The sequence below is a fragment of the Collinsella sp. SGI.095 genome (assembly GCF_050314535.1).
GTDB lineage: Bacteria > Actinomycetota > Coriobacteriia > Coriobacteriales > Coriobacteriaceae > Collinsella.
Window position 1 is genome coordinate 1 of the sequence record NZ_JBNPNG010000001.1, and the last position, 18126, is coordinate 18126.

General features: G+C 58.9%; 16 protein-coding genes. 14 read left to right on the forward strand and 2 right to left on the reverse strand.

Annotation, left to right across the window (positions count from 1 at the left end):
* Positions 1 to 666 (forward strand): MATE family efflux transporter (locus ACQRCA_RS00005; RefSeq protein WP_427717269.1); only part of this gene is annotated, 666 nt, incomplete at its 5' end.
* A gap of 85 nt (positions 667 to 751) precedes the next feature.
* Here ACQRCA_RS00005 and ACQRCA_RS00010 read toward each other — a convergent pair.
* Entirely contained in the window at positions 752 to 1237 is a 486-nt protein-coding gene (locus ACQRCA_RS00010) for a cob(I)yrinic acid a,c-diamide adenosyltransferase (protein WP_427717271.1), read from the reverse strand.
* Positions 1238 to 1329: 92 nt separating this feature from the next.
* Between ACQRCA_RS00010 and ftsH the strand changes: the two genes are divergently transcribed.
* Together ftsH and ACQRCA_RS00020 are read left to right on the forward strand one after the other, a co-directional pair.
* Positions 1330 to 3222, forward strand: coding sequence for an ATP-dependent zinc metalloprotease FtsH (ftsH, locus tag ACQRCA_RS00015; RefSeq protein ID WP_195838531.1), 1893 nt, complete (start codon positions 1330 to 1332; stop codon positions 3220 to 3222).
* A 75-nt stretch (positions 3223 to 3297) separates the two neighbouring features.
* Entirely contained in the window at positions 3298 to 3750 is a 453-nt protein-coding gene (locus ACQRCA_RS00020; RefSeq protein WP_427717274.1) for a DUF523 domain-containing protein, read from the forward strand.
* Between the two features lie 130 nt (positions 3751 to 3880).
* Here the strand turns inward: ACQRCA_RS00020 and ACQRCA_RS00025 are convergent, their stop codons facing one another.
* A complete protein-coding gene (locus ACQRCA_RS00025) occupies positions 3881 to 4969 on the reverse strand; it encodes an iron-containing alcohol dehydrogenase family protein (protein WP_427717276.1) in 1089 nt (362 codons plus the stop codon).
* 510 nt (positions 4970 to 5479) lie between these two features.
* On the opposite strand from ACQRCA_RS00025, the gene ileS reads away from it, so the two are divergent.
* The 11 genes from ileS to ACQRCA_RS00080 all read left to right on the forward strand — a co-directional run bounded on the left by ileS (position 5480) and on the right by ACQRCA_RS00080 (position 18082).
* Positions 5480 to 8257 (forward strand): isoleucine--tRNA ligase, encoded by a 2778-nt coding sequence (gene ileS, locus ACQRCA_RS00030; RefSeq protein WP_427717586.1) that lies wholly within the window; start codon positions 5480 to 5482, stop codon positions 8255 to 8257.
* A 403-nt stretch (positions 8258 to 8660) separates the two neighbouring features.
* On the forward strand, positions 8661 to 9242 hold the full coding sequence (gene lspA, locus ACQRCA_RS00035) for a signal peptidase II (protein ID WP_427717279.1): 582 nt from the start codon (positions 8661 to 8663) through the stop codon (positions 9240 to 9242).
* Positions 9242 to 10255: an RluA family pseudouridine synthase gene (locus ACQRCA_RS00040; protein WP_427717282.1), complete on the forward strand. Its 1014-nt coding sequence runs from the start codon at positions 9242 to 9244 to the stop codon at positions 10253 to 10255. Before lspA ends, ACQRCA_RS00040 begins: the two co-directional genes overlap by 1 nt.
* A gap of 82 nt (positions 10256 to 10337) precedes the next feature.
* Positions 10338 to 11633: a glycosyltransferase family 2 protein gene (locus ACQRCA_RS00045; protein WP_154515488.1), complete on the forward strand. Its 1296-nt coding sequence runs from the start codon at positions 10338 to 10340 to the stop codon at positions 11631 to 11633.
* A 77-nt stretch (positions 11634 to 11710) separates the two neighbouring features.
* Positions 11711 to 12133, forward strand: coding sequence for a prepilin peptidase (locus ACQRCA_RS00050; RefSeq protein WP_427717286.1), 423 nt, complete (start codon positions 11711 to 11713; stop codon positions 12131 to 12133).
* A 31-nt stretch (positions 12134 to 12164) separates the two neighbouring features.
* Entirely contained in the window at positions 12165 to 13412 is a 1248-nt protein-coding gene (locus tag ACQRCA_RS00055) for a deoxyguanosinetriphosphate triphosphohydrolase family protein (RefSeq protein WP_427717289.1), read from the forward strand.
* Positions 13413 to 13472: 60 nt separating this feature from the next.
* The gene (locus ACQRCA_RS00060; protein ID WP_427717291.1) at positions 13473 to 14822 is read left to right on the forward strand and encodes a replication-associated recombination protein A; all 1350 of its coding nucleotides are present in this window, start codon (positions 13473 to 13475) and stop codon (positions 14820 to 14822) included.
* Positions 14823 to 14922: 100 nt separating this feature from the next.
* The gene (locus tag ACQRCA_RS00065) at positions 14923 to 15513 is read left to right on the forward strand and encodes a hypothetical protein (RefSeq protein ID WP_427717294.1); all 591 of its coding nucleotides are present in this window, start codon (positions 14923 to 14925) and stop codon (positions 15511 to 15513) included.
* Positions 15506 to 15883, forward strand: a complete 378-nt coding sequence (locus ACQRCA_RS00070) for an ATP-binding protein (RefSeq protein WP_427717296.1) — start codon at positions 15506 to 15508, stop codon at positions 15881 to 15883. The genes ACQRCA_RS00065 and ACQRCA_RS00070 overlap by 8 nt, the downstream gene beginning before the upstream one ends.
* A 1-nt stretch (position 15884) precedes the next feature.
* The gene (locus ACQRCA_RS00075; protein ID WP_427717298.1) at positions 15885 to 16676 is read left to right on the forward strand and encodes an RNA polymerase sigma factor SigF; all 792 of its coding nucleotides are present in this window, start codon (positions 15885 to 15887) and stop codon (positions 16674 to 16676) included.
* On the forward strand, positions 16673 to 18082 hold the full coding sequence (locus tag ACQRCA_RS00080) for an AI-2E family transporter (protein WP_427717301.1): 1410 nt from the start codon (positions 16673 to 16675) through the stop codon (positions 18080 to 18082). Before ACQRCA_RS00075 ends, ACQRCA_RS00080 begins: the two co-directional genes overlap by 4 nt.
* The last annotated feature ends 44 nt before the right edge of the window (positions 18083 to 18126 follow it).

Consider the following 18126-nt stretch of genomic DNA (forward strand, 5'->3'; position numbering starts at 1 on the left):
TCCAAACTCGGCATTGATCCTGGTATTTGCAAGAGCATGATCTCGTGTGGTCTGCCGCTTGGCTTTCAGTCTGCTGCGTATTCGATTTCCAACGTCTTGATTCAGGTGTCGGTCAACTCGTTTGGTGCCGATGTCACCACGGCCTGGGGTCTTTCGGGCCGCTTGGATGGCATTGTCTGGATGGTTACCGAGGCGCTTGGCGTGTCGATCACCACGTTTTCGGCACAGAACTTTGGCGCGCGCAACTACGAGCGCATGCGCAAGGGCTACCATACGTCGCTCGTGCTGTCGTTTATGCTCATTGGTGGCCTGTCTGCCGTGCTGCTGGTGTTCTCGGGTCCTCTGTCGCGTCTGTTTGTCGACGATGCTTCGATCTCGGCCTACACCACGACCATCATCCATTTTATTGCGCCGTTCTATGCGATTTTCTCGATTATCGAAAACGCGTCGGGCTCCATTCGCGGTGCCGGCGTGAGCTTGCAGCCCATGATTCTCACGATTTTCGGCACCGTCGTGCTCAGGGTGATCTGGGTGTTTGCGATCATGCCTTTCGATCCGTCGCTTGAGCTCCTGCTGCTGGTTTACCCCGTAACCTGGCTCATCACGGCCACGATGTTCACCATCTACCACCACAGCGGCAACTGGCTAGGCCGCGCCACTGCCTAATGATCCGTATGAGACAGAGGAAAACGGATCATTGCTCTCCGTGGTGATGTCGATGATTCGTTTTCCTCCGTCCCCTTTGGATCAATTAGTATTCGATGCCTTGACGGGCTAGGAGGCCTTCGTCGAAGTAGTGTTTGACGGGGCGCATTTCGGTTACGAGGTCGGCAAGGTCGGCGAGGGGCAGCAAGCCGCGGCCAGTGAGTACGAGCTCCGTGGTGGTTGGTTTCATCGCGATCAACGCTTCGACATCTTCGCGCGTCACAAAGCCCCGTCGCATGGCTTCTCCCAGCTCATCCAAGATCAGCACGTCGACTTGGCTAATCTGCTCGCGCGCCAGATCCATGATCTGTGCGGCACAGGCTTCGGGCGTTTCGCGGTCGGCTTGTTCGATGCAAAGCCCCAATCGATGAGCTGCGTCATGTTCGGCGCAGTGCAGCTTCTTGGCAAACTGAAGCATGAGCACGTTAAGTCCATAGCCCGTGGCGCGCAGCGCGAGCCCCAGCGCAGCCGTCGTCTTGCCCTTGCCGTCGCCCGTATAGATTTGAACCTTGCCGACTTCCAGTGATGCCATCTCTGTCCTTTCGTGCCCGGTGACGGTTTATCGCCGGCCGGGTGGGGTATTCTAGTTAGCATTATCAACCCCAGTAGATGGAGTTCAAGCAGATGGAGATGGATGACAACAAACGTAGACGGAATATGATCCTCTACGTGCTCATCGCCTTCGTCGTCTACCTCGTGCTCTCGACCGTTCTGTTCCCCAACATCGGTCACACGCAGCAGATTACGAAGACCGATTACTCGACGTTTGTCAAAGCGCTCGACAAGAAGAGCGTCGATAAGGTCGAGTACAACACGGACGATTACTCGATTTATTACACCAAGAAGGGCGAGGACGAGAACATCGCCTACAAGACGACCGGTGTGCCGAATGATGCGGGCTTTACCGATCGCGTGCTTGAATCTGGCGCCTCGCTTGAGTCGGTCGTTCCCGATAAGAACTCGGGTCTGATGACTTACTACCTGCTCACCCTCATTCTTCCCATGGCGATTTTCTTCCTGATCGGCTGGTGGCTCAACCGCCGCATGAAGAAGGCCATGGGTGATGACGGTCCGTCGATGAACTTTGGCGGCGGCGGTTTTGGCGGCGGTGGACTGGGCAAGTCCGGCGCGCGCGTGATTGCCTCCAAGGACGTGGGCGTGACCTTTAAGGATGTTGCTGGCCAGGAAGAGGCCAAGGAGTCCCTCAAGGAGGTCGTCGACTTTCTGGAGAAGCCGCAGCGCTACGAGGAGATTGGCGCCAAGCTGCCGCGCGGTGCCCTCCTTGTCGGCCCTCCGGGCACCGGTAAAACCCTGCTTGCCAAGGCTGTGGCCGGCGAGGCTGGTGTGCCGTTCTTTAGTATTTCGGGCTCTGAGTTTGTTGAGATGTTCGTCGGCCGCGGCGCCGCCAAGGTTCGCGATCTGTTTAAGCAGGCCAAGGAAAAGGCCCCGTGCATCGTCTTTATCGATGAGATCGATACCATCGGCAAGAAGCGTGACGGCGGCGGCTTTAGTGGTAACGACGAGCGCGAGCAGACGCTCAACCAGCTGCTGACCGAGATGGACGGCTTCGATAACCACAAGGGTATCGTCGTCCTCGCTGCAACCAACCGTCCCGACAGCCTTGACCCGGCCCTGTTGCGCCCCGGTCGTTTTGATCGCCGCATCCCCGTTGAGCTGCCCGACCTGACCGGCCGTAAGAACATTCTTGAGCTGCACGCCAAGAGCGTGAAGACGCAGCCGCCGATCGATCTGACCGCGATTGCCCGCGCCACGCCCGGTGCCTCGGGCGCCGACCTGGCCAACATTATCAACGAGGGCGCCCTGCGTGCCGTCCGCGAGGGTCGCAAGCGCGCCACGCAGGACGACTTTGAGGAGTCGGTGGAGGTCGTCATCGCCGGTCAGCAGCGCAAGTCCACGGTGCTGTCCGACCACGAGAAGCAGGTCGTTTCTTACCACGAGATCGGTCATGCCATCGTTGCCGCTCGCCAGAAGGGCTCTGCGCCGGTCACGAAGATCACCATCGTGCCGCGCACGAGCGGTGCTCTGGGCTACACCATGCAGGTCGAGGAGGATGAGCGCTTCCTGACCACGCGCCAGGAGATCCTGGACAAGCTCGCCGTCTATTGCGGTGGCCGTGCAGCCGAGGAGCTCATCTTTGGCGAGATGACGACCGGCGCCGCCAACGATATCGAGCAGGCCACCAAGCTCGCCCGTAACATGGTGACGCGCTTTGGTATGTCCGATGAGTTTGGCATGATGGCGCTCGGTACCGTGCAGAACGCGTACCTTAACCAGGATACGTCGCTCACCTGCGCCCCCGGTACGGCCGAGCGTGTGGACGCGATTGTCGCCAAGCTGATCGAGGATGCGCACGACCGCGCCCTGCAGATCCTGAAGGAGAACAAGTTTAAGCTCCACGAGCTGGCTCGTTATCTGTACAAGAAGGAGACGATCACGGGCGAGGAGTTTATGAATCTCCTCACGCGTGAGAATCCGCTGATGCCAAAGCAGCAGTAATACTAGTTGCGCAGTGCTTTCGCCCCATTTGAGTGTCCACCTCAAATGGGGCGTTTTGCTTGGGAAGAGTTGTATATGAAGATCGTGGTTAGTGCCTGCTTGATGGGCGAGAGCTGCAAGTATAACGGGCTCGATAATTACCATCGCGAGCTGGTCGAGGCTTGCGAGCGCACGGGAACCGAGGTGCTCCTCGTGTGCCCCGAGGTTTTTGGCGGTCTGCCCACGCCGCGCAAGCCGTCCGAAATTGTGAACGGCGAAGTCCGTACCTGCGAGGGCGTGTCCGTTGACAGGGAATTTCGCTTGGGTGCCCAACGAGCACTCGATATGTGCGAGCAGGCGGGCGGGCCGGAAGAGATCGCCGCGTGCATCTTACAGGACCGTAGTCCCTCGTGCGGTGCAGGTCGCGTCTACGATGGCACCTTTAGCGGCACGCTCACCGCGGGCAACGGTGTCTTCGTCGACCTGCTCCTGCGCCACGGGTACCGTGTGATTCCCGCAAGTGAATTTGACCCGAGCATGTTGGAATAGCAAATGAAAGGGGGCGGCCATCGAGTAGATGGTCGCCCCCTTTACTGGCAAGCTAAACAATTTCAACAGATGTTCAATGGCGTTTTCCCAGATAAAACCTGCCAAAATAAACCTGTCCCTTTTTGGTAGGTTAGGCGAGGAGCGTGTGGCCGTAGGCGTTGGCTGCCTTGATGGCGGCGGCGAACTTCTCGTCGGTGAAGGGCTCGGGGTTACCCTGCTTCCACTCGTTGGTGGCGTGCGCGTACTCGCACAGGGCAGGGATATCGGCCTCGGAAAGCCCGACCTGCTCAAGCGTCACGGGCAGGCCCATCTGCTTGTTAAAGGCCGCGTATCGTTCAAGGTTCTCGGTGTCGCCCGTGTAGGCGAACAGCACGAGCACGCCCAGGCTTACGACCTCGCCGTGCAGGTAGGTGTCCTCACGCGGAATGCTGCAAGTGGCGTTGTAGAACGCGTGTGCCACGCTCGAGTTGTAGTAGTAATCGTTCTGGTTGGTCAGGTTCGAGACATAGCCCGTGTTGACCACGATATCGAGCGCGATCTGCTTGACGGCCTCGCTCGACAGGTCCTGGCGCACGTCCTCAAGACCCTGGACGCCATAGGTAAACAGCGGCTCGGAGCAGGTGTGGGCGAGTGCCAGGCCAAGACCGGCGGTGTGCTCCAAATTTCCGGCGCTCGTGGCGTACTCGACCTCGGGCTGCTTGGACAGGGCATCGCCCACGCCGGCCCAGAAGTACTCTGCCGGTGCCTCGGCGATGATCTTGGGGTTGATGAAGATGTGCGCGGGGCGGTTGGGGTACGAATAGCCCTCGAGCGAGCCGTCGTCGTTGTAGACAACGGCAATGGCGGTCGCGGCGGAGCAGTTGGAACAGATCGTCGGGACCGTAAAGACGATCTTCTTGAGCTCGATGGCCGCGGTCTTCACGGTGTCGAGTGCCTTGCCGCCACCACAGGCTATGAGCACGTCTGCCTGCTGGCAGGCGGGGGAGTTTACGACCTTGGCGATATTGGCGCGTGTGCTGTTGGTGCCGTAGACGCGCGTCTCCAGAACCTCGACGCCGGTGCCTGCCAGCGCGGCTTCGATACCGGGAAGTGCTGCAGCCAGTGCTCGCTTGCCACCGATGATTGCGACCTTGGTCGCTCCGTATTCGGCCAGCGCGCCGGGCAGCTCGTCGAAGCAGTCCTCGCCGACGGTATAGTCGCTCACTCCGATCGTGCGCATAGCAACCTTCTTTCGTTCGATAAAGTGCTTTCAGGTATTTTGCTCCTAGAGAAGGTCCACAGCCGCGAGAAATTTCGAACGTATAAAACCAGTGTTGAGGGTTTTTCGCCGGCGCGGAACGTGCTAGCATACTCCGAATAAGCGTTGATGGGGACGAGTAGTCGGCCGTCCGCATGCTACAGAGAGCGGGGAGCGCTGAGAACCCGTGCATGCGACCGATGAAAATCACCCCGGAGCTGCGGTCCCAACGGACGTGCCGCGCAGGCACGTCTTAGTAGATATCGCCGAGATGGTCGTCGATACAGGCCAGCCGAGTAACGGATGCGAGCGCGCGGCGACGCGGGCGAGGGCATCTAAGCTGGGTGGTTAAGCGAAGAGCTTTTACGGGCAGACTGCCTGTCTTGTGGCGCTTCGTCCCAGCTTGCAGGGACGGGCGCTTTTTTGGTGCCCAGAGGGCGTGCGCGCCCATGACAAGAAAGGGGTACCGTGGCAAACGAGTACAAGCAGACGATGAATCTGCCCAAGACCGGTTTTCCCATGCGTGCCGGTCTTTCCAAGTCCGAGCCCAAGCGACTCAAGGACTGGCAGGACAACAAGGTCTACGAGCAAGTTCTAAAGAAGAACAAGGGTCACAAGAAGTTCGTGCTGCACGACGGCCCTCCGTATGCCAACGGCCCGATCCACATCGGCCACGCCATGAACAAGATCTCTAAGGACATGATCAACCGTTACTGGATGATGCAGGGCTATGAGGTTCCCTATGTCCCCGGTTGGGACTGCCACGGTCAGCCGATTGAGCACAAGGTCGAGGAGAAGCTTGGCACCGAGAAGTTCAACCAGACCTCCACGGCTAAGATCCGCGAGCTTTGCAATAAGTTCGCTGTCGAGAACATCGAGCTGCAGAAGGCCGGCTTCCGTCGCCTGGGCGTGCTTGGCGACTGGGACAACCCGTATCTGACGCTCTATCACCAGCATGACGCCGCCGACATCGAGGTCTTCAAGGCCATGTTCGACAAGGGCATGATCTATCGCGGTCATAAGCCCGTCCACTGGTGCAAGCACTGCCACACCGCACTGGCCGAGGCCGAGATCGAGTACTCCGACGAGACGAGCCCGTCCATCTTCGTGCGCTTTGAGATGACCACTAAGCCTGCCGGTCTCGAGAACTTCGACGGCCCGGTTGACTTCATCATCTGGACGACCACGCCGTGGACCATTCCCTCCGACCAGGCCGTTTCCCTTAAGCCCGGCGCCGCCTATGTTGCCGTTGACCACGATGGCCGTGCCGAGGTCATGCTCGAGGACCTGGCTCCCAAGTGCTGTGAGGAGTTTGGCTGGGAGTACACCCCGGTCATGGTCGACGGTAAGCCCTATGTGGTTCCCGCTGAGACCTTCCACCACATCCACTACAAGCAGCCGATCTTTGACGGTGTCGAGGGCGTGGCGCTGCTGGCCGATTACGTCGGCGTCGATGACGGTACCGGTATCGTCCACAACTCGCCCGGCCATGGCGTTGACGACTACTTCGCCTGCCTCAAGGAGGGCATCACCGATATCTGCATGCCGGTTGATGACGACGGTAAGTTCTACACCGGCGAGGAGTTTGGTACCGGTGGCCCCTTCAGCGGTATGGATACCGACGAGGCCAATCCGCACATCATCGAGTTCCTGCGCGAGCGCGGCACCCTGGTCCTCGAGAAGAAGATCACGCACAGCTATCCGCACTGCTGGCGCTGCAAGCACCCGGTGCTCTTCCGTGCTACCGACCAGTGGTTTGTCTCGATGGACAAGACCGGTTTGCGCGAGCAGGCTGGCAAAGAGATCCGCGAGAACGTCAAGTGGTATCCGGCTCACGCGGCCAACCGCATCGGTGCCATGGTCGAGCAGCGTCCCGACTGGTGCATCAGCCGTCAGCGCAACTGGGGCGTGCCTATCCCCAGCTACACCTGCGCCGACTGCGGCGAGAAGGTCATGAACGACGCCACGCTCGACGCCGTCATCAAGCTCTTCCACGAGAAGGGCTCCGACGCCTGGTTCACCGACGCTCCCGAGAGTTACCTGGGCGAGGCTTGCGTCTGCCCCAAGTGCGGCGGCCATCACCTCAAGGCCGATAAGGACATCCTCGACGTGTGGTGGGACTCCGGCGTGTCCTGGAAGGCCGTCTGCGAGTATCGCCCCGAGCTTGAGTACCCGGCGGATGTGTACCTCGAGGGCTCCGACCAGCACCGCGGTTGGTTCCAGAGCTCGTTGCTCACCTCGGTGGGTGCCAATGGCCACGCTCCGTACAAGGCGGTCGTCTCGCAGGGCTTCACGCTCGATGGCCAGGGCCGCAAGATGTCCAAGTCGCTCGGCAACGTCATCGACCCCAACAAGGTCTGCGACGAGATGGGCGCCGATATCATCCGCCTGTGGGTCGCCTCGGTCGATACCAGCTCCGACGTCTCCATCGACCACGAGATCCTTGCTCGTACGTCCGATGCCTACCGTCGTTTCCGCAACACGCTGCGCTTCCTGCTCTCCGAGCTCGAGGGTCAGTTTGAGCCCGAGACCGACGGCGTCGCCTTTGCCGACCTGCTGCCGCTCGACAAGCTCATGGTTGCCCGTCTGACCCAGGTCCAGGCCGAGGTCGACGACGCCTACGCCAGCTACGAGTTCCCGCGCGCCTACCGTGCGCTCTACGACTTTGTGGTTACCGAGCTTTCCAACGTGTACCTCGACGCCCTGAAGGACCGTCTGTACTGCGACAAGCCCGGCTCGCTCGAGCGCCGCAGCGCCCAGACCGTGCTCGCTGAGCTCTTCTCGATGCTCATGCGCGACCTGCAGCCGATCCTGTCCTACACGGTCGACGAGGCCATGGCCTATGCGCCCGCCGGCTGCGTCGATCACCAGAAGTACGCCGCGCTGCTCGATTGGTACAAGTCGCCCATCACGGTCGACGAGGCCAATGAGTTCGAGGGCGTGCTCGAGGCCTCGCTCGAGCTCCGTAGCGCTGTGACCAAGGCCCTTGAGGATGCCCGCTCCGCCGGCACCTTCACCAAGAGCCAGCAGGTCCGCGTCAAGGCGGTCGTTCCCGCCGAGATGTATGCGCTGCTGACCGGCGACAAGGCCGTCGATCTGGCCGAGTTCTACATCGTCTCCGATGTTGAGCTGACCCAGGGCGAGGAGCTTTCCGTCGCTATTGAGGCCGCCGAGGGCGAGTGCTGCGACCGTTGCTGGAACTATCGCACCACCGTCGGCGAGTACAACGGTCACGCGCATATCTGCAAGCGCTGCGCGAATGCCTTGTAGTTACGCGGTTTTACCAAACCGCGTAACAGGTTGACGCTGCAAACCCGCCAGAGCGGCAATCTGCCTTTCAGCTTCGGCGGCATGACCAGAAGGTCTATGCCGCCTTGCTTCAAGGCACCTTGCTCGCTCTGGCGGGTTTTCGGTGTCGGTAGTCTTTTTGGGACGGGGCTTTTTTAGCTACCCTACCTCAAATAAGGACTTAATCTTCGAAAGCGCTGGACTGGGTAGCTAAAAAAGCCCCGTCCCAAAAAGACTACCCGGTGAAGGGACAAGGGGACAGCCCCTTTGTCGCATTGGTGGATATGTCGTGCGTTCTGCGTAAGGCAATATAAGATGGTTATTTGCGTTAAATGGAATTCGACGTTCTTGAGGGTAGGGGATTTCTTTGGGTCGTGGTGCGGATATGACGCCGCCTTTGCGTTGGCGGTTGGGTGTTGCTGGTGGGGTGGCGCTCTTTGTGTTGCTTGTTGACCAGCTGACCAAGCTTGCGGTTCGTGCCGTGGGCGATACCCTGCATATGACTGTTATCCCCGGCGTGATCGATTTTGTGTTTGTCCGCAATATCGGAGCTGCCTTTAGCATGGGCGAGGGCCATGGCATAGCGTTTGCCGTGCTGGCGCTTGCGGCCATTGCCGCCATTGCCGTGTACTTGCTCCGTGCTCCTCAGCTCGCTCGCCTAGAGGTCGTGGGTATGGCCATGGTTGCGGGCGGCGCCATCGGCAACGCGATCGATCGCCTGGCCATGGGCTTTGTGACTGATTTTATTGCCACTACCTTCATTGATTTCCCCGTCTTTAACGTGGCCGATATCGGCATTACCGCCGGTGTCGTTCTGGCGCTCATCGGATACATGTTCTTGAGTCCCGCCGCTCGCGAGGTCGATGCGACCGCCGAGCTCAACGCCCGTGACGAGGCCCGCGCCAAACGTAAAGCTAAGCAGCGTGGGGAGCGTGCCCGCAAGATTCGCGAAAGGAATGAGCGGTAATGGCCGACATCCATATTCTCGTTGCCGACGATTGCACCGGTCAACGTCTCGACGCCTATCTGGGCGCCAACGATGGCTGCCCCACGCGCTCTGCCTGCGCGCATCTGATCGAGGGAGGCGCCGTTGCCGTCAACGGCGAGACCTGCCTATCTAAAAAGTATGTCGTACGCTCCGGTGACCGCATCTCGGTCGACCTGCCCGAGCCGCATGACCCGACCGACGTGATCCCCGAGGCCATCCCGCTCGACATTCGCTATGAGGACGACTATCTCATGGTGCTCTCCAAGCAGCGCGGCCTGGTGTGCCATCCTGCGCATGGTCATGAGAGCGGCACCCTTGCGAATGCCTTGGTCTATCACTGCGGCATCGACCATCTGGGTACCGTGCAGGGCGAGGACCGCCCCGGCATCGTGCATCGTCTGGATCGCGATACCTCGGGTCTTATGCTCGCGGCTAAAGACGATGACACCCAGCGTGCGCTTCAAAATCTCATCCGCACGCGCACGCTCGACCGTCGCTATATTACGCTCGTTCATGGGCACATCGCCATGGACGAGGGCACTATCAATACTGGTATCGCTCGCTCCACGCGCGACCGCGTGAAGATGGCGGTTTCCGATGACCCCTTTGCGCGCCAGGCCATCACGACCTTTAAGGTCCTTGAGCGCTTTGATTCCACGCGCTTCGACGACGGCTACACGCTTGTCGAGTGTCACCTGTTTACCGGCCGCACGCATCAGATTCGCGTTCACATGCGCCATATCAACCACGCCTGCGTGGGCGATCCACTCTATGGTAAGTGCGATGCTCGTGCCGATCAGGGTTTGACCAGGCAGTTCCTGCATTCCTGGCGTGTGGCGTTCGATCATCCCGTGACGGGGGAGCACATCGAGTGCCGTGACGAGCTGCCATGGGATCTTGCGGCGGTTCTGGATGATCTGGCCCCGCGTTCGCTCGGCCGCACTGCCGCTGGCAACGAAATCGTCCCTCAGCTCGGTCTGCTCGAGGCCTAGCCAGTATTAGGTGGTTTCTTGAACTCCGTAAGCCTGCGGTAAGATATACGGTTGTTTACGTCACGCGTTCCCGGGAGCCTGCATGCTCGCCTTTTTACAAACCAACACACCTATCGTGATCTTCAACCAGATTGTCGTCACGCTGCTTACGGTCTGCTTTCTGTACCAGGTGGTCTTCTTTGTCATCGGCGCTCTTCGTGGTGAGGTCGCGCCTCCCAAGGCCAAGAAGCTCCATCGTTATGCCTTCTTTATCGCGGCGCATAACGAGGAGGCCGTGATCGCCAACCTCGTGCGCTCCATTAAGGACCAAGATTATCCGTCCGAGCTTATCGAGGTCTTCGTGGTCGCCGATGCCTGCACCGACAACACGGCGCAGCTCGCGCGCGAGGCGGGCGCCGTCGTCTATGAGCGCAATGACTTGGCCCGTAAAGGCAAGAGCTGGGTCATGGACTATGGCTTCGACCGCATCCTTAACGAGTATCCCGATACGTTTGAAGGCTACTTTATCTTCGATGCCGATAACGTTATCGCCCGCGATTACGTGTCCAAGATGAACGATGCTTTTGACCAGGGCTTTCATGTTGTTACGAGCTATCGCAATTCCAAGAACTTTGGCAGCTCGTGGATCTCGGCAGCTAATGCCACGTGGTATCTGCGCGAGGCGCGCTTTCTTAACAACGCGCGCAACATCTGTAAGACGTCTTGCGCCGTTTCGGGTTCGGGCTACCTCATCTCCGCCAGCGTTATCGAGGGTATGCACGGCTGGCAGTTCCACACGCTGACCGAGGATATTCAGTTCACCACGTTCTGTGCCATTCACGGCATTCGCATTGGCTATGCGCCGGCGGAGTTCTTTGACGAACAGCCCGTGACGTTTAAGGCATCCTGGAAACAGCGTATGCGTTGGACCAAGGGCTTCTACCAGGTGTTCTTTACGTACGGTAAGCACCTGGTCAAATCGACCTTCCGCTATCATCGCTTTGCCGCCTACGACATGTTTATGACGATCGCGCCGGGCATGCTGCTCTCTCTGATCTCGATGCTCGCTAATGCGACGTTCCTCATCGTGGGCGGCCTTTCGCACGGTTTCTTGGCTACCGAAGTCGAGATGCAGGCGTGTGCCGCTTCGCTCATTATGACCTTCGCTATGATGTATCAGACTTTCTTTATCCTGGCGCTGCTCACGACTATCTTTGAATACAAGCATATTCACTGCGCGCAAAAGTGGCGTCTGGTAACCAACCTGTTTACCTTCCCGATCTTTATGTTCAGCTATATCCCCATTACGGTGGCAGCGCTGTTCTTGAAGGTCGACTGGGTGCCGACGCAGCACGCCGTAAGCGTTACCCTCGACGAGGTCATGCAGGGCGCCAAATAACCACCATCAAAACCACCACAAAGGGGATAGAACCTTTGCGGTGGTTTTACGTTTGAGCGCTCAGTTGAGGGGTTTCGATGTTCTATATCCCGTTTTGGATTTGCATCTTTGCCGGCGCGGCGATTGATGCCCGCGATCGGCGGTTTCCCAATGAGCTTGCCGGCGCGTGTGCGGTGGCGGCGTTTGCAGGCGTCTGGCTCGACAAGGGCGTTAACATGGCGCTTGACCACGCCGGTCTTGCGGTCATCGTCTACCTTGCCCTTGTGCTTACTGAGTCACTCTGGCGTCGCCTTCGCCATGCCCCCGGCGTTGGCATGGGGGATGCCAAGGCGCTCTTTGCCCTTTGCACCTTCGATCCCCTGGGCGGCGTCGTCGCGTTTGCAGTTGCGCTCCTGACCCTTGCCGCCGCCTGTCTCATCGTAAAATCGCGCTCGCTGCCTTTGCTGCCGTTTTTGGTGCCAATATTTGCCATAATCGAGTTCGTGGGTAGTACGCTGTAACCGTTTGCGCGCCCTTTTTAAGGAGCATGCCATGGCAATCAATCAACAGACAGCCGCCATCAAGGCGCGCCTGGATCGCATTCCCGCGGCGTTGTCGCCCGAGCTGGTCGAGCGCATTGCCGCCGACCGCGCCGCGGGTGTCGTTAATCCCTATCGATACGGTGACGACCAGGCCATCCGCCGTGTCGATCGGGCCGCAGACGAGGGCACGCTTATGCGTCCGGCCTTTATGCGCGATATCGAAAAGATTCTGCATCTGCCAGCATACACACGTTATGCAGGCAAAACGCAGGTCTTCAGTTTTCGCAGCAACGACGATCTGTCGCGCCGCGGCCTGCACGTGCAGCTTGTCTCGCGCATCGCTCGCGATATCGGGCGTGCTCTGGGGCTCAACTGCGATCTGATCGAGGCGATTGGCTTAGGCCACGACTTGGGCCACACGCCCTTTGGCCATGCCGGTGAGCGTTTCCTCAACGATATCTATCACGAGCGCACGGGTCGCTATTTTTTCCATAACGTACAATCCGTCCGCGTGCTCGACGCGCTGTACGGCCGCAACGTGTCGCTCCAGACGCTCGATGGCGTACTGTGCCACAACGGCGAGTACGAACAGCGTGTTTTTGAGCTTTCGGACATGGGTTCCTTTAACCAGTTCGACCGAACCGTCGAGGAATGCATTGCCACGGGTTATAGCGCAATTGAGCACCTGCGCCCCATGACGCTCGAGGGCTGCGTGGTTCGCATCTCGGATATCCTTGCCTACGTTGGGCGCGATCGCCAAGACGCCATGGCGGCGGGCCTGCTGTCACCCGACGCCTTTGACGATGGCCTGGGCGGTGCATACAACAGCTGGATCCTTACGCATGCCTCTATCGATATCGTCGAGCACAGCTATGGCAAGCCGCGCATCGAGATGAGCGAGGACCTGTTTGAGGAGATCCGCCGGGCCAAGCGCGAGAACTACGAGAAGATCTATAGCAAGGGCGGCATAGAAGGCGACTCCGAAGCGGAGCTGCGCGAGGCCTTCGAAAAGCTCTATGACCGTTGCCTGCGGGATATAAACGAAGGCGACGAGTCCTCGTATATCTTTAAGCACCACATTTCTCGCATTGAGCAGCAGCTTTCCTACTACGATCGCACCTATGCATGGCAGGACGATAAGGACCAGACGGTCGTGGATTACATTGCGAGCATGACGGACGGTTATTTCTGCGAGCTCACGAGCAAGCTGTTCCCGGGATTGATGTTTCCGCACCGTACCTATATTAACGAACGGTAGTTCGTATATATTCGGTATACTGTTCATGGAAAACGTTTTTGATTGATGCACGGGATGGCTATGGACGACCTGTTTTCTGCTTCGACGCGTGAGCGTTCCTTTCAGAATGCGCCGCTTGCGGTGCGCATGCGGCCCAATTCGCTCGACGAGTACGTGGGCCAGCAAAAGGCCGTCGGTAGGGGCTCGTGGTTGCGTGCCGCGATTGAGCATGACGTGCTGTCGAGTGTGATTCTGTATGGGCCGGCCGGTACGGGCAAGACGACGCTGGCCCACATTATCGCCAACCATACCAAGAGCGAGTTTGTCGAGGTCAGCGCCGTGACGGGCACTGTGAAGGACCTGCGCCGCGTGATTGACGAGGCCAAGACGCGCCTGAATACGTACGACCGTCGCACCATTCTTTTCATCGACGAGATTCACCGCTTCTCCAAGTCGCAGCAGGATGCCCTGCTGCATGCGGTTGAGAACCGTACCGTCATTATGATTGGCGCCACGACGGAGAATCCGTACTTCGAGGTCAACTCGGCGTTGCTCTCGCGCGGTCGCGTGGTGGAACTTGAACATTTAAAGGACGAGGATATCGCCACGCTTATCGAGCGTGCGCTCGAGGCGCCGCAGGGTTTGAACGGCAAGTTCTCGGCCGATGAGGATACGGTTAAGACCATCTGCACGCTGGCTGCGGGTGACGCTCGCTCGGCACTCACGACGCTCGAGCTTGCGAGCGAGATTGCCGTCACGCGTCCCGATACCGAGGGAACGCCAGCGCCGGCGGCGGGGGAGCGTTATCCCATTACCGTGGATGACGTAAAGATTGCCAATCCGCGCCGTGGTTTTTCGTATGACAAAAACGGCGACATGCACTACGACATCATCAGCGCGTTTATTAAGTCTATGCGCGGCAGCGACCCCGATGCCACGATCTATTGGCTCGCGCGCATGATCGATGCGGGGGAGGACCCTAAGTTTATCGCTCGCCGTATTATGATTCAGGCTTCCGAGGATGTTGGCAACGCCGACCCGCAGGCGCTATTGGTGGCCCATGCCGCGTTTAAGTCTGCCGAGGTCATCGGTTATCCCGAGTGCCGCATTAATCTGGCTCAGGCTGCACTCTATGTGTGCTTGGCGCCAAAATCCAACGCGTGTGAGGCCTCGATTGATGCGGCGTTGGCCGATATTCATTCAAGTGGGCTGCGCGAGGTGCCGAGCTATCTACGCGATCGTCATCGCCCGGGCAGTGACGAATACGGTGTGTATAAGTATCCGCATGATTATCCCGAAGGCTGGGTCGATCAACGCTATTTGCCCGAGGGGCTTGAGCGCGGTGCGTTTTGGCAACCTGCCGGCCGCGGCTGGGAAGAGTGGCGTGTAGAGCAAAGCGAGCGCGACCGTAGCGGGAATGCACCGAAGTAGCCGCTGGTATTTTTGTCTCACGTTGCTGCTCTTGGCATGTTCGGTCCTCTTTGGGGTACCATGAACAGCGTCTGTATTTCGATTCCTTCGGGAGGCTTGTATGAGTCCCATCCAAATCGCCCTGCTGCTGCTCGCCGTTGCCGGCGTGTGGGCTGTCATCGAGCTCGCGCTCACGCTGCGAAAGACCCGCACTGTCGTCGATTCGCTCGACAAGACGGTGAGCGACCTTAACAACACCATCGCCGAGGCTCAGCCCGTGGTAGCAAAGCTCGATGGCGCCGTCGATGAGCTCACCCCCGCGCTGGCGCAGGTTGAGCCGCTCCTCAAGTCGAGCAAGACCGCCGTCGACGCCCTTACCTCCAATCTCGTAGAGGTCGAAGCCGTGGTTCGCGACATTTCCGAGGTTACGGGCAGCATGGCCGAGGCCAGCAATGCTGTGTCGAGCGTGACCGACTCTGCGGCCGGTGCCGTTCAGAAACTCTTTAACAAGGTGAAGGCTCCCGCGGTCGAGGCCGAACGCAATCTTTCCGCTGCCGCCGAAGCCGAGCAGCCGACCGAGCGTGTCCTGATTGGCGAAGCCGGGGACGATGCCGCTGCTGGTGACGATGATGCACAGAAGCCTGCTGCTAAAGCAGCCCGGTATTACACCTACACGCCCGCCGAGACCTTTGAGGAGTCCTGCGATGAGTAGTGAAGCAACTTACTCCATCACGCTGACTGTTGCCGGGGATCCGCGTCTGGCACGCTTGGTGCGCATGACGGCGGCTAATGTCGGCGCGCTCTGTTCCATGTCCGTCGATCGCATCGAGGACATTCGTATGGCTGCCGAGGAGGCCTTCATCTTTGGCTGCACGGCCGTTGATTCTGACGTTATCTCGATCAAATTCGATGTCGACGAGTCTCACGTGGGCATGACCTTCACCTTTGGCGACCAGGCGACTGTCGATGAGGATGACCAGGCCGCCGTATATGCCGAGCTCATTCTGGCAAGCGTGTGCGATTCCTACGAAAAGACTGCGGCGCCTCTGACGCTTTCCCTCGATCTCAAGGCGGATATCTAATATGACCGAACGTTCCCGGAGCGGTAAGACCGCTTGGGACAAGGAGAAAACCCGCGAGCTGTTTCGTCGCTACAAAGAGACCGGTGATCCGGACGCCCGCGAGCAGCTCGTCATGTCCCATATGAACCTGGTAAGGTTTCTTGCCAACAAATTTAAGAATCGCGGCGAGCCGCTCGACGACCTCATGCAGGTCGGCTATCTGGGTTTGCTCAAGGCTATCGACCGCTTTGACCCCGAGCGCGGACTTGAGTTCACCACGTTTGCCACGCCCACCATCTTGGGTGAGATCAAGCGTCACTTCCGCGACAAGGGTTGGAGTGTGCGCGTTCCGCGTCGCCTACAGGAGCTCTCTGCCAAGGTTAACCAGGCCACCGACAAGCTCACTAACGAGCTACAGCGCTCGCCTAAGGTTGAGGAAATCGCTGAGTACCTAGACGTGACCGTTGACGAGGTGCTGGAGGCCATGGAATCGTCCTCGGCCTATACCTCGGTGCCCATCGAGGCCCCCGGTGCGTCCGATTCTGACGACGCGCCTTCAATTCTCGACCGCTACGCCGACGACGACAACGAGCTCGACTTTACCGATGACCGCCTGGTGATTGAGGAGGCCATCCGCGATTTCTCGCCGCGCGAGCGCGAGGTTATCGAGCTGCGTTTCGTAAAGGGCATGACCCAGATCGAGATCGCCAAGAAGCTGGGCATCTCGCAGGTGCAGGTCTCGCGCCTGCTGCGCCGTACCCTTAAGAAGGTTCAGGACAAGATCGACCCCGACGGAGTGATGGTTCGTTCATGAGTGAACACCCCCAACAAACCGATCGCGCGCTGCGCGATACCCGTATTCTGACGCTTCGCATTTGGGCCGTCGTCGGCTGCATTGTCATCGCCGCCGTCATCTTTAACCTTATGGGTATCTTGGCGCCGGTTATCGAGTTTCTAGCTGTCGGTTCCATCATCGCTTTTGTGATGTCGCCGATCACTAACTGGCTCGAGCATCACGGCGTCAACCGTGGCATTGGTTCGCTCATCGCGCTGATCGTGGTCGTTGCTGTGCTCGTCGGTGTCGTTTGCATCTTGTCGCCGATTCTCTTTGGCCAGATCATGGAAGTCTTGAGCCGCCTGCCTGAGCAGCTTCGTGTTGCGGGCGGTGATCTCAACGAGATGGTCTCGCATGCCAAGACGCTCAACAACACGCCGCTCAAAGAGTATCTGGACGATAATCTTTCTTCGCTGGTTACCGTGGCGTCCAAGTATGTATCTCAGATTGCCGCTGAGCTTGGTCGCGGTGTATTCCCGTTCATTACCAATACGGCCTCGCAGCTGTTCGTCATCTTCCTCGGTCTGGTGCTTGCCTATTGGTTGGCCTGCGACTATCCCCGTATGCACCACGAGGTCTGCACCATCATTGGTCAGGAAAAGGAGACCTCGTACCGCTTTATGGTTGCGATTCTTTCGCGCTCGGTCGGCGGTTATATGCGCGGCATGGTCGTGACGTCCATCTGCGGTGGCATCCTCGCCTTTATCGGCTTTACGCTCATTGGCCATCCCTACGCGGCGCTCATGGCCATCTTTACGGGCATTATGCACTTGGTCCCGGTTGTCGGTCCCTGGGTGAGCGCGGCGATTGCCACGGTGCTCGGCTTTATGTTCAGCCCGATGCTGGCTTTGTGGACCTTGGTCGTGACCATGGTGGCACAAAATGTCACTGACAACGTCATTTCGCCTAAAGTCATGCAGAGCTCGGTCCAGGTGCATCCCATCATGAGCCTGACGGCCCTCGTTATCGGTTCGGCGCTTATGGGCGCCATCGGCATGGTCATCGCCATTCCGCTGTGCGCGGCCCTCAAGGGCATTTTCGTTTACTACTTTGAGAACGAGACCGGCCGCCAGCTCGTGGCATACGACGGGGCCGTGTTTAAGGGCACGCCGTATCGCGATACTGAGGGTAACCCGGTTGCCGCCTATGACGCGCTTGGAGACGATACGTTCATCTATGAGTCCGAGCTCATCGGTAACGAGACTGCGCCCGAGGCGCAGGCCATGCCCAGGCCCGAGCTCGATAACCCCTGGATCAAGCTCTCGGGCCTTCAGCCCGATGCTACGGGCTTTTTCAAGAATCCCTTTGCCAAAGACGACGATTCAAACTTGGACGACGATACCAATACCGGCATCGACGGTTCCATGGACGATGATGAGCAGTAAGTCATTTCAAGTTCAAGTTCATAGGCAATAACGTGCAAATTCGC